This is a genomic window from Azospirillum sp. B510 (assembly GCF_000010725.1).
In the GTDB taxonomy this organism is placed as follows: domain Bacteria; phylum Pseudomonadota; class Alphaproteobacteria; order Azospirillales; family Azospirillaceae; genus Azospirillum; species Azospirillum lipoferum_B.
In genome coordinates this window covers 1,510,113-1,522,306 of record NC_013854.1, presented here as the reverse complement: position 1 = coordinate 1,522,306, position 12,194 = coordinate 1,510,113, and the positions used below count along the sequence as shown (strand labels likewise).

The following is a 12,194-nucleotide window of genomic DNA, read 5'->3' as shown; positions in this document are numbered from 1 at the left end:
GAACGCCTTTTTCGACTCTTCGCATAGCAAGCCTGTGTGGAGTCCGTATTTTTACTGAGTCGGCCATGGACATCATATCCGCATATGTTTATCGCTATGATCATTGCCGAGCCGATCGGTTTTATTTGGCAGTTCGCAAAGCGCAAATCCCAAAAAATGAATATTTCGCTAAATCGCCCATGTCTCTCATCTGACCGCTTGTATCCACCACGACCTTGGCCACACAACGGTCTGAACACCGGGTCTGAACACCGGGTCTGAACACCGGTCCTCCGACGCCGGTGGCCGAACCGCCAGTGACCGCCCCCTGTCCAGATGATCCCCAAAAGGAGCGCAGAACCCGCAATGACCGCTTCGCCGACCGCCCCCCCGCCCCGCACCGTCACCGTCGCCGCCACCCAGATGGCCTGCGGTTGGGACCGCGCCGCCAACGTCGCCGGCGTGGAATCGTTGATTCGCGAGGCCGCCGCCCGGGGCGCCCAAATCATCCTGCCGCAGGAGCTTTTCGAAACCCCCTATTTCTGCAAGGACCAGAAGCAATCGCTGTTCGATCTGGCCGCCCCCGCCGACGGCCATCCGGTGATCGAACGGATGCGGTCCCTGGCACGTGAACTCTCGGTGGTGATTCCGGTCAGCTTCTTCGAGAAGGCCCGCAACGCCTATTACAACTCCATGGCGATGGTGGATGCCGACGGCAGCCTGCTTGGCATCTACCGCAAGTCCCATATTCCCGACGGCCCGGGCTATCAGGAGAAATTCTATTTCAGCCCCGGAGACAGCGGCATCCGGGTGTTCAAGACCCGTTACGCCACCGTCGGATGCGCCATCTGCTGGGACCAGTGGTTCCCGGAAACCGCCCGCGTGATGGCGCTGAAGGGGGCGGAGATTCTGCTCTACCCCACCGCCATCGGGTCGGAGCCGCAGGATTCCTCCATCGACAGCCAGGGCCATTGGACGCGGGTGATGCAGGGGCACGCCGGCGCCAACCTGATGCCGCTGGTCGCCTCCAACCGCGTCGGGGTGGAGCAGGGGGAAAGCTGCGCGCTGACCTTCTACGGCTCCTCCTTCATCGCCGGCCCGCAGGGGGAGATCGTCGCCCAGGCCGACCGCGAGAGCCGGACGGTTCTGACCGCGACCTTCGAGCTCGACCGTATCGCGGCGCAGCGCGCCTCCTGGGGCGTCTTCCGCGACCGGCGCCCGGACCTTTATGGATCCCTGCTGACGCTGGACGGCGAGACGACCCCGCTGCGGTGATCCCGCCGGACCGGTGGGGACGGGGCAACGCCGTCGGCCCCGCCAGCGCCGCGTCAGACCGTCAGCCCCCTCCCCGCCCCGGCCCCAGTCCCCGCCCCCGACCCAACAGCGCCGAGCGCCTGCGCCGCACCATAGGCGGCGGCCGCGCGGGAGGATGCGGTTCCGCTCCGCCCCCCCTGCCGGCGCTCTTCCGATTGCGCCTGCAGCTTCGCCGCGTCGGCCTGGGCGGCGACGCGCATATCCTGCGGCGACGGGTCGGCCGGTGCGAGGGCCGCCGCCTTAACCTGCTCCATCTTGGCGACGGTGGCGGCAGGCTCCGTTTCGGGGCTGACGTCGATCGGCACCTCGCCGGCGGTGGCGTAGTTCTTGCCGTCCGGACCGCGGGTGAAGGTGAAGGAGGCGCCGCCGGCATGGCTGCCTCCGGCCGCCTGATGGGCGGCCTCATGCTGACGGACATTGGCATCCGCCTGCTTGAGCTTCTGAACCTGCTGCTGGGCCGCGTCGGACAGGGTGACGCTGTCGGTGGGGCCGCCGCCACGTCCAGCTTTGGAGCTGCCGGCTTCTTTGCCCGCGTCGCCGGCCGTCTCGCCGGAAATGGCCCTGCCATCCCGGCGCGGCGGCTGGCCGCGCAGGGGCGCATAGGTCCCGATGGACAGGTTGGAGATGGAAACGTCGGCAGCCACCGCCCGCATTCCCGAAGAAAAGCCGAACCCTCCAACAAATTAGGACGATCGGGCCGAATCGGCAATGCCGAGGCCCGATCATCGTCCGAGTCCGCTCAGCCCTGCTCGAAACCGGTCAGGACATTGGCGATATTCACGCCGAGGTCATCGACGGCATAGCCGCCCTCCATGACGAACAGCGTCGGCAGGCCGATGGCGGCGATGGCCGCCCCCATCCGCAGGAAATCCTCCGACAGCAGACGGAAGCGGGAGATCGGGTCGCCGCCATAGGTGTCCGCCCCCAGCGACAGCACCAGCGCGTCGGCGCCAAAGTCACGGATGCGCGCCGCCGCCGCCGCCAGCGCCTGGGCATAGCCGCTCCAGTCGGTTCCCCAGGGCAGCGTCAGGTTCAGGTTCGTCCCCTCGCCCGCGCCGGCCCCGGTCTCGTCGGCATGGCCGCAGAAATAGGGGAACTCATCGACCGGATCGGCATGGATCGACACGAACAGCACGTCGCCGCGCTCCCAGAAAATCTCCTGCGTGCCGTTGCCATGGTGATAGTCGACATCGAGGACCGCCACGCGCGCGGCCCCGCCATCGCGCAGCGACTGCGCGGCGATGGCCGCGTTGTTCAGGAAGCAATAGCCACCATAGAAGGCATGGCCGGCATGGTGCCCCGGCGGCCGGCACAGCGCGAAGGCACCGCGGTCGCCGGCCCGCAGGCGGTCGGCGCCGGTCAGCGCGCTGTCGGCCGCGGCGGTGGCGGCCCTCCAGGTGCCGGCTGTGATCGGCGTTCCCGCATCGAAGGAGTAGAAGCCGAGCCGCCCGTCGATGGAACGCGGCACCCGCCGCCGCGACATGCCGGGTGCCACCCAATTCAGCGGCAGGGCGTCGATGTCGGCGCCATGTTCCTCCAGCCACTCCTCCCAGGCCGTCTGAAGAAAACTCAGATAGCCGGCGTCATGCACCCGTTCCAGCGGGGCGATGCCGTGACGGGTGGGCTCCATGATCGGTCCCAGCCCGACCGCCTCGATCCGCGCCCGGACGATGTCGGCCCGCGCCGGCTTCTCGTAACAGGGGACGAGCTGGCCGTCATTGAGTTCCGACCGGCCCGCCTGGAGCCGGTGATCTTCGCTGTGAATGACGATCACGTCGCTGGTTTCCTTGACTGTTTCGCCGCCCTGCGCCGTTTGGGCCGCCCGGGCCGACAACCTGTGCGGACGCCATCATAGCCCTGCCGGACAGGTGATGGCTGCCGCCCTTTTGCATGGCGCCCCGGACGCCGCCCATTGCCTTTGAGTCCGGCGCACACGATAGTGTTCGTTGATGCGCGCTCGCGCATAGCGGGTTATATCCTGGATATGGATGATCGATGTTCATTGCCGCGCGCAGAAAACTCGCCCGCACGGCGCTCGCAGCGGTGCTGACGCTGTCGGCATGGACCGTGTTCGCCACCGGACCGGCGCGAACCGATTCCCTTGCGGCCACGCCAAGCCCGACGGTTTCCGCCGACTCCCCTCTGGAAGCCGCCTTCTCCGCCCGCGCCGGCGAGCGGCTGCGCCAGTTCGGCTATGATCTGTTCATCGCCGACGCGGCGGCGAAGACCGAGTCAGCCCCCGGCGCCATCCAGGGCGACTATGTGCTGAACACCGGCGATGCCCTGCTGGTGACGCTGCGCGGCCAGAAATCCTTCAGCAAGCGGTTCACCATCGACCGCAACGGCCAACTGGTGGTGGACGACCTGCGCCCGCTGCCCGCCGCCGGGCTGACGCTCGACGCCCTGCGGCGGGAGCTTGCCGCCACGGCCGCCGCCACCTGGCCCAGCACCGACGCCTTCGCCTCGCTGGCGGAGGTGCGGCGGATCGCCGTGCTGGTCTCCGGCGCGGTCCACCGCCCCGGCCGGCAGGAGATCAGCGCCTTCGCCAGCGTGTTGGACGCGCTGTCCGCGGCCGGCGGCGTGGAGCGCAATGGCAGCCTGCGCGCCATCCGGCTGATGCGGCCCGGCGCTGCCGTCACCATCGACCTGTACGCCCTCCAGATCGCCGGGGCGGCGGGCAACGCGGACATGCCGTTGCGCGACGGCGACCGCCTGTTCGTTCCACCGCTGGGCGCCACGGTGGCCGTCGCCGGCCCGGTGAAGCGTCCGGGCATCTACGAGCTGCCGCCCGGCGGCGGCCCGCTGTCGGCGTCGGAACTGCGCGAACTCGCCGGCGGCGCCCTGCGGCCCGGCCGGAGCCGGCTGCTGCGCTTCGGCATCGGGCCGGCGGGCGAGGAGGCGACCGAGGACATCGCCGATGCCGACACGAAGCGGTTCGGCGACGGCGACCTGCTGATGCTCGCCCCGCAGCGGGAGGACCGCCGCGGGGAAGTCCGGCTCGAGGGGCATGTGCTGCGCCCCGGTCCGCGCGCCTGGGCGCAGGCGAAGACCCTGACGGGATTGCTGTCGCGCAGCGATCTGCGCCCGGATCCCTATCTGCCCTTCGCCGCCCTGGAGAGTTCCGTCACCGCCACGGGAGCGCGCCGGCTGCGGCCGGTCGATCTGTCGGCGGTCCTGAGCGGCCGCGACCGGCGCCGGCTGGACGAGGGGGACACGCTTTTCGTGCTGGGTGCCGCCGACGTCGATTTCCTCACGTCGGAACCGGTGCTGGCCCTCCTGCGCGGCGACCGCCAGCCGGCGGAAGAGGCCTGCCCCGGTCTGGTCGCGCTGGCCCGCAGCCTGGCGGCGGAGCCGGACGGCCCGCTCGCCACCGGCCCGCAAACCCGTGCCGCCGCCACCCTGACCGGGTCCCGCGCGCCCTGTCCGCCGCTGTTCGTCGCGGTACCCGATTTGCTGCCGCTGGCCTTGCGCGATTCGGTGCTGCGCCTGACCGGCGTGCCGCGCCCCGGTTTCTATCCGATCGCCGACGGGTCCGAAGACACCGCCGCCCGCGAGACAATCGTCGAGTCGGACGCGCCGCACTATGAATTGCTCGGCCATGTCCGCCGCCCCGGCACCCGCAGGCTGGCGGCCGGAACAACGCTCCGCAGGGCCCTCGCCGACGGCAAGGCGTTGAAACGCGACGCCTACCCGCTGCTCGGCCTTGTCGAGCGCTATGACCGGCGGACCCTGACCCGGGTCTATCTTCCCTTCTCGCCGCAGGAGGTCGCCGCCGGGCGTGCCGACCGCGGACTTGCCGACGGGGACCGCATCCACCTGTTCGCCACCGACGACATCCGCGGCGTGGCGAAGCCCGCCCAATCCGTCACGGCCGCCGACACCGAAGCCGGAACCGACACGGCAAACGAACCGTCGATGCTGGCCGCCCTTCTCGATCCCGCCATCGTCTCCGTGATCGGCGAACGGACGGTCCAGCTGCGCGGCGCGGTGCGTGATCCCGGCGGCTATCCCATCGCCGACCGTACGCCGCTGGCCGCCCTGGTCGCGGCGGCCGGGGGGCTTTCCGCCGACGCCGATCCGGCGGCGACGGAGCTGACGGCGGCGAACGGCACGCGCAGCGGCGTCGATCTCGCCCGCGATGGCGCCCGTCCGGTCGCCCCCGGCGACGCCGTGCGGATCAACCCGCGTCCCCAGGCGCTGGAGGCGCGGGCCGTCGCCATCGACGGCGCGGTCCGCCGTCCGGGCCGCTACGACATCGGCCGCGGCGAGACCCTGTCCTCCCTGATCGCGCGGGCCGGCGGCCTGATGGACGACGCCTATCCTGCCGGCGCCGTCCTGACCCGCGAAAGCGAACGCCGCCGCGAGAAGGAGCAGTTCCAGCGTCAGGCGCGCGAGCTGGAACGGACGCTCGCCCTGGAGGTGGAGAAGGGCGAGCCGGTGAAGACGGAGAATGTCGCGCTGGCCCGCCAGCTCGCCGCGCAGCTCCGCGGCGCCGAGCCGTTCGGCCGCGTGGTGGTGGAGGCGGATCCCGCCGTCCTGCGTGGCCGTCCCGAGCTGGACCCGCTGCTGGAGCCCGACGACCGCATCCTGATCCCCAAAAGGCCGCTGACGGTGGCGGTGTCGGGTGAGGTTCTGCATCCCACGGCCGCGCAATTCGTCAGCGGCAAGACCGCCGAGGATTATCTGAACGAGGCTGGCGGCCCGACCCGAGAGGCCGACACCGGCCGCAGCTTCCTGGTCCTGCCCGACGGGCGGGCGCGGCCGCTGGCGCTGTCCTCCTGGAACCACCGGGTCGATGCGATCCCGCCGGGCTCGATCCTGGTGGTGCCCCGCGATCCCCGCCCCTTCGACGGGCTGGACGCCACCAAGGCGATCGGCAACATCCTGAGCCAGTTGGCGATCACCGCCGCCTCGATCTCGGTGATCACGCGATGACCGTGCCGTCGCCCCCCCGTCTCGCCATCGTGACGGTGGTCCGCGACGACCTCGCCGGGCTGGTCGACACCCATGACAGCCTGCGCGGACAGTTGGGGCCGGATGTGCTCTGGCTGGTCGCCGACGGCGCCTCCAGCGACGGTGGCGCGGACTGGCTGGCTGACCATGCCGACATCCCGGCCTGGTGGCGCTCGGCCTGCGACTCGGGACTGTATGACGCGATGAACGAGGCGATCGACGCCGCCCGCGGGCTCGGCGCCAGCCACCTCCTGTTTCTGAACGCGGGGGACAGGCTGGCGGCGGCCGATGGTGCCGGCCGTCTGATGCGGGCCATCGGCCGCCACCCCGCCTGCGCCCTTCTCTATGGCGATGCGCTGGAACGGCTGGAGGACGGACGTATCCTGCTGAAGCGGGCGCGGTCCCGCCGGTGGGCACCCTTCGGGATGTTCACCCACCATCAGGCCATGATCTACCGTGTCGCCGCCCTCTCGGGTCTTCGCTTCGATCCCGCTTACCGGATCGCGGCGGATTACGCCTTCACCCTTGCCGTTCTGGAACGGGGAAAGGCGGTCAGGCTGGACTGGCCCGTCTGCCTGTTCGCGCCCGGCGGCCTGTCGCAACGGGAGGCGGCCGCCGGCCGCCGGGAGCAGGCGGCGATTCGGGAACGCCATTTCGGCCATGGACCGCTGCGAGGAACCATGATCGCCATGGCGCAGCGAGTCGCGCTGGCGCTGCGCCAGCATTTTCCCGGGGCATACGCGAAATTACGTTTCCGATGCCCGGATGCTTAATGTCTTTCGCACGGACTGCCCCACCTGCACCGAAACGGACCGTTGATACGCACAAATGGTTGCATAGAATTTACTTTCTGAACTAAGCATTCTTGCGGTGCCTTCCCCCCGGCTTTCCATTCGAGGTACGACTTATGAGCGCGACCAAAACCAAACTCGCCCCCGCCCACACCCTGTCGCGCCGCGGCGAAGGTCCCAACCCCATCGACATCCATGTCGGCGCCCGCCTGCGGCTTCGCCGCACCCTGCTCGGCCTGAGCCAGGAAAAGCTGGGCGAGGCGGTCGGGATCACCTTCCAGCAGCTCCAGAAATACGAGCGCGGATCGAACCGGATCAGCGCCAGCCGCCTCTACAATCTGTCCCAGGTTCTCGGCGTGCCGGTCAGCTACTTCTTCGACGATATGCCCTCGCCCGACCAGATCACCGCGGAAACCCCGTCGGAGAGCATGAGCGAGACCGACGAGTTCGAATCGATGGCCCGCCGCGAGACGCTGGAACTGGTACGCGCCTATTACCGGATCGAGGATCCGGGCGTACGCAAGCGCACCTTCGACCTGCTGAAGGCGCTGGGCGGCGACAAGATCGCACTGCTCGAAGATTAAGGACCGCCCACGCGGCGGGCAATCCCGAGACGGTCGAACAGCGTATGGTCAGGCGGGGGGCCGACCGGCTGGAGGCCGACAGACGGGAGCTTGGCAGAGGGGGGCTCTGCCAACGGGGGATGCGCTTTCGCTTCCCGCACCCTCTCCGCTGAGCGCATCTTGAGGCCAACCTGCCAGTAGTAGAAGGCGCGCCCCAGGGCATGGTCCAAACCCTCGACCCCGTCAAGGAGGCCGAGACGAAGCACATAAGCGTGCAGGAAAGCCCAGAACGGCCGTCCGGGCAGTCTCTGGAACAAGCGTTTCTGCGTCCGCCGGCCGATAAGGCCACCCATGAGGCCGCCCGTGGGACCCCCAGCGATGCGTCCCCCGCCGTCCGCTTCGCCATCGATGAGCCGTTCCATCCGGCCATCGGCGCGCAAGGCCGCCTCCCAATCGGAATAGCGGTTGTGGCGCTCGAACCAGGCCGAGGGCGGCTTGGCATCGTCATGGTCCATCGGATGGCGGAGCCGGCCGGTCGAGCCGGCCACCTGCGGCTGGTAATGCCCCTCCACCTCCCACATGGAGCCGACATCCAGGTCTGGCTGGTCGGCGAAGCGCGCGCGCCGGCGGTCGAGCAGGGCAAGCTTGCGGTTCCAGCAGCCGAAGCGCAGCGGCCGGCCACGGACGACCGGCCGGCCGTCGATCCAATAGGCGGCGTGAGCCAGCCCATCCGCGGCCCCTCCCGCCATCACCCCGGCGATCTCCTCCACCAGCCCCGTCGTCGGCCGCTCGTCGGCATCGACGAACAGGACCCAGTCATGGGCCAACGGCAGTACGTCCAGACACCATTGCTTCTTCTTGGGATAGCGGCCGTTCCACCGGAAGGAGACCAGACGGGCGCCATGGGAACGGGCGATGTCCGGCGTGCCGTCATCGCTGGCGCTGTCGACCACGAAACACTCGGCGAAGCGATGAAGCGCGGTCAGGCAAGGCGACAGATTCGCCGCCTCGTTGCGCGTCATCACCACCACGGAAACCGGTATGAGGGAAGTCATGCGGCTCCCCTCGTGCCGTCCCGGCGATCCTTCAGCGCATGGCGGGCCGACAGGGCGAAGCCGGCCGCGGCCAGCCCGGCCAAACCGGCCAGCGGAACCACCGGAACCGGGTTCGGCCAGTCCGGCAGGGCCGACGCCATCGGCGGCTGGATCACGTCGGCGGCGAAGGGCAGGTCGACGCCGATCATCATCGCGACCCGCTCCTGGTCCAGCAGCAGGTCGCTCAGCGCCTGCCGGTGTTCCGCCACGGTGACCGCCCCCAGCCTTTGCCTGATATGGGCGATCTGGGCGGCGCTGCGCCGTGCCGCCTCCGCCCGCAGATGGCTGTCGGTGGCCAGCGCGATCCGCCCCAGCAGGTCGATGGCCGTCGCCCGGTCGGCATGGTGGATGGTGATGCGCCGCATCGGTCCCGACCGCAGCATGTCGATCACCAGCCGCTCGCGCAGGGCGCGCGCCACGCGGTCGCCGTCCGGTTCCACCCAATCCTCGCGCCCGACCAGCGCCAGCAACGCCCGCCTCAGCCTGGGAAACAATCCGGGCGGAGGTCGCCAGCGCCCGGCCTCGGCATCCCAACGGTCGGAAAAGAGCGCGGACAGGCAATCGGGGTCGCGGGACAGCCGTTCCGCCACCGGTCCCGCTCCAAACAACTCCAGATAGCGGGCGAAGTCCGACAAGGATTCGTCCCCCGCCCCCGGTTCGGCGACGCCTGCGGAGTCGCGACCACTCAGCGCCGGCACCCGCGCGCCCATCGCGGCGGACCCCACCCGCGCCGTCGGCCCGATGATCATCGTCGCCGTATAGGCCGGCGTCACCATCCACAGCGCCAGCACCGCAAGGGCCAGACCGCCCACGCCCCCGGCGGCCAGCCAACGCCACCCGGTCCCCAGGACATGGATCAGGGCACGAAGATCCCCCTCCCCACCCGCAACGGGCCGGACCAGTGTCATCGCCTCGGGCGGGGGCTGGGCGACAAGGCCGTCAGGCATGGGGCAGCGGCCTCCCCATCAACGGCCGCCCAACCTGTCGGGCGAGCAGGAGGCGTTCGGCCAGACCGGCGAAAGCCGTCGCGGCCCGATCGGCGTTCCAATCCCCGGCGCGGCTGAGGGCCCTTGCCCCCTCCACCGCGCACCGCAGCGGATCGGTGGCATAGGCACGCACCGCATCGGCGATGGCGGCGCCGTCGAACGGATCGATCACCTGCCCGCAGCCGTCCACCCGCGCCGCCGCCTCGCTCCCGCGCGGCCCCAGGAACAGGCAAGGGCGGCCGGCGGCCTGGACGCCGGCCAGCTTGCTCGGCACCAGCAGCCCCGCCGCCGCCGGGTCCATCGTCACCAGATGCAGGTCGGCGGCGGACAGGCATTCCGCCAGCCGCCCGGCAGGCTGCCAGGGAAGCCGCCGCAGATTGCGCAGTCCCCGGCGGTGCGCGGCCCTTTCCACCGCGGCGAATCCTCTGCCCTCCCCGACCAGCAGGAAAAGCACGGATGGATCACGGTCCTGCAACCGCGACGCCGCCTCCAGAACACCCTCCATCGGATGCGCGAGCCCGAGCGTTCCGGAATAGACCACCAGAAACCGTCGGCCCTCCGCCTCCAGCCCCAGCGAAAGGCGGAGGCTGTTGCCGCCCTTCTCCAGGGGGCGGATGGCGGGATCGGGCCAGTTCGGCAGCACCGTCACCCTGTCCTCCGCCACACCGGCGGAAAGGAGGCGCTCACGCATGCAACGGCCGATCGCGACGACCCCGTCATGCCGGCGCAGGGTCCGCGCCATGCCCAGACCGGCGGCCCAGCGGAGCGTGGCCGGCATCCGAACGCCGAGCACCGGCAACAGATCGGGATAGAGATCCTGGCACCAATGCAGCGAGGCCGCGCGGTGCCGCGCGGCGAGCATCGGACCGGCCAGCGCCAGCATCGGCGGGTCGGTCATGGTCACGACAAGGTCATGACGCGGCAGGCGCAGGGCCCGGCTGGTCAGACGGCACAAGGACGCCAGATAGGCGCGGACGTCTGGCCGGTCGGATTCGACGATTCCGCCGCCGGTGCGACACAGCGTGACACCGGCCGGCACCTCCCCGTAACCCGCATCATCCGCGTTGCCGAACCCGCCCCCCCCGTCCGACACCACCGTAACCCGCCATCCCGCAGCCGAGAGGCGACCCGCGAGGTCCCACAGGCAATGACCGGTGGCACCGCGATCCGGCGGAAACACCCGATTGAGGAAAAGGATGGCTGGCGGTGAGAATATCACGGCGCACCGGATCATGAATTGCACGCGGAAGTATGCATATCTCCTAGGACGGCGACAACCCTTTCCTGCGCTCCACCGCAAAAAGAATCAGCGACAGGAGGACGCCGGTATCGAGATACTTGAAGCTGGTATGAAGACAGAGCGACATCAGCAGGGGCGGCGCCACCGCAAGGGCCAGCGGCGGATCGGACGCCATCAAGCGGAGCCAGGGCCGGACAAGCGCGGCCAGATAGACGCCCAACGCGATCATGCCCAGAAGCCCGGTCTTCAGCAGGCTGTAGCCCGCCAGCGTGTGGGTGTAGCCGACGCGCCAGCCGCCCACCGCCGGATTGGCGATGCGCGCCCCCCATCCGTCGCCGATCATCAATGTCCACGGGGTGGCGACGGCATGATCGATCACCGCCAGCCCCTCCTCCCACCTTGCGTTCACACCGGTCAGCCGGGTCTTTTCCGCAGCCTGCCGCCACGCGCCGACCAGTTCATCCCCGACGACGGACACCAGCACGCCAAGCACCAACAGCAACGGCAAGGCCAGCCATGGCCGACGGCTTATCCACCACAGGGCGATCAGCGCGAGCGACAGGACCGCCAGCCCAAGGGCCGTCCGATGCACCGCACCCGCCAGCGCGCCGAGACACAGCGCCCCGCCGGCCATACAGGCGATCGCCGCCGGCCAGGATCGCATCCTGCCATCGATGGCCAGCAGCGATACCGCCAGAGCCGGCAAAGCGACAGCGGCGAACAGAACCGACGGTGCGTTGAGAAGATAGACGCCGCCATCGGCCATCGCCCGCCGGCCGATGGCCGCGAATTCCCAATCCGCCTGCCGCCACCAGCGCAAAGCCAACAGGACTCCGGCCACGGCCAGCCCGGCCGCCAGCGCGCGCGTGCCCACCGGTCCGCCGCCGCGCAAGGCCGGCACCAGCAGCACCGGGAGGAAGAGAAAGACCAGAGGCACGACATCGCGCAGGATGTCGGTCACCTCCCATCCCAGCGCCGCCCCGCGCAGCAGCGGAACCCACAGCAGCCAGCCGAAGGCGGCGACCGCCGCCGGCATCCATCCCGCCTCCGATGGCGCGCGCAGAGCATGGCCGCTCACGACCGCCAAGGGTGCCTTCCAGCCGACGGCCAGCAGGATCAACAGGCCGATCGACAGTTCGGCCCCGCGCACGGACGGCGGTGCGGGAACGCTGAAGCCGCCATAGAGAAACAGCGCCGCCATCATCGACAGCGCGCCGATCCCGCCCCGCCCGCCTCCGCCACCCGCCTCGACCGTCACGGCCGGAAACCCGAGG

10 protein-coding genes are annotated in these 12,194 nt (G+C 70.0%); 4 read left to right on the top strand and 6 right to left on the bottom strand.

Annotated elements, in window-relative coordinates:
* The first annotated feature begins 345 nt into the window (after window positions 1-345).
* A complete protein-coding gene (gene aguB / locus AZL_RS07035; RefSeq protein ID WP_012973946.1) occupies window positions 346-1,254 on the top strand; it encodes an N-carbamoylputrescine amidase in 909 nt (302 codons plus the stop codon).
* A gap of 53 nt (window positions 1,255-1,307) precedes the next feature.
* On the opposite strand, the gene AZL_RS07030 is transcribed toward aguB, so the two are convergent.
* A complete protein-coding gene (locus tag AZL_RS07030) occupies window positions 1,308-1,946 on the bottom strand; it encodes a putative metalloprotease CJM1_0395 family protein (RefSeq protein WP_012973945.1) in 639 nt (212 codons plus the stop codon).
* Between the two features lie 86 nt (window positions 1,947-2,032).
* Complete coding sequence (locus AZL_RS07025) at window positions 2,033-3,067, bottom strand: histone deacetylase family protein (protein ID WP_012973944.1); 1,035 nt, start codon at window positions 3,065-3,067, stop codon at window positions 2,033-2,035.
* A 221-nt stretch (window positions 3,068-3,288) separates the two neighbouring features.
* Here AZL_RS07025 and AZL_RS07020 point away from each other — a divergent pair, with 221 nt between their 5' ends.
* The 3 genes from AZL_RS07020 (at window position 3,289) to AZL_RS07010 (ending at window position 7,621) form a co-directional block, all read left to right on the top strand.
* Complete coding sequence (locus AZL_RS07020; RefSeq protein WP_012973943.1) at window positions 3,289-6,228, top strand: SLBB domain-containing protein; 2,940 nt, start codon at window positions 3,289-3,291, stop codon at window positions 6,226-6,228.
* Window positions 6,225-7,019 (top strand): colanic acid biosynthesis glycosyl transferase, encoded by a 795-nt coding sequence (locus tag AZL_RS07015; protein ID WP_012973942.1) that lies wholly within the window; start codon window positions 6,225-6,227, stop codon window positions 7,017-7,019. The genes AZL_RS07020 and AZL_RS07015 overlap by 4 nt, the downstream gene beginning before the upstream one ends.
* Before the next feature lie 134 nt (window positions 7,020-7,153).
* Window positions 7,154-7,621, top strand: a complete 468-nt coding sequence (locus AZL_RS07010; RefSeq protein WP_012973941.1) for a helix-turn-helix domain-containing protein — start codon at window positions 7,154-7,156, stop codon at window positions 7,619-7,621.
* On the opposite strand, the gene AZL_RS07005 is transcribed toward AZL_RS07010, so the two are convergent.
* The 4 genes from AZL_RS07005 to AZL_RS06990 are packed head-to-tail and all read right to left on the bottom strand — an operon-like array spanning window position 7,618 to window position 12,178.
* A complete protein-coding gene (locus tag AZL_RS07005; protein WP_012973940.1) occupies window positions 7,618-8,655 on the bottom strand; it encodes a glycosyltransferase family 2 protein in 1,038 nt (345 codons plus the stop codon). The genes AZL_RS07010 and AZL_RS07005 overlap by 4 nt on opposite strands.
* A complete protein-coding gene (locus tag AZL_RS07000; RefSeq protein WP_012973939.1) occupies window positions 8,652-9,641 on the bottom strand; it encodes a hypothetical protein in 990 nt (329 codons plus the stop codon). The genes AZL_RS07005 and AZL_RS07000 overlap by 4 nt, the downstream gene beginning before the upstream one ends.
* Window positions 9,634-10,914: a glycosyltransferase family 4 protein gene (locus AZL_RS06995; RefSeq protein WP_148219243.1), complete on the bottom strand. Its 1,281-nt coding sequence runs from the start codon at window positions 10,912-10,914 to the stop codon at window positions 9,634-9,636. Before AZL_RS06995 ends, AZL_RS07000 begins: the two co-directional genes overlap by 8 nt.
* A 28-nt stretch (window positions 10,915-10,942) precedes the next feature.
* Window positions 10,943-12,178: a hypothetical protein gene (locus AZL_RS06990; RefSeq protein ID WP_012973937.1), complete on the bottom strand. Its 1,236-nt coding sequence runs from the start codon at window positions 12,176-12,178 to the stop codon at window positions 10,943-10,945.
* Window positions 12,179-12,194: the final 16 nt, after the last annotated feature.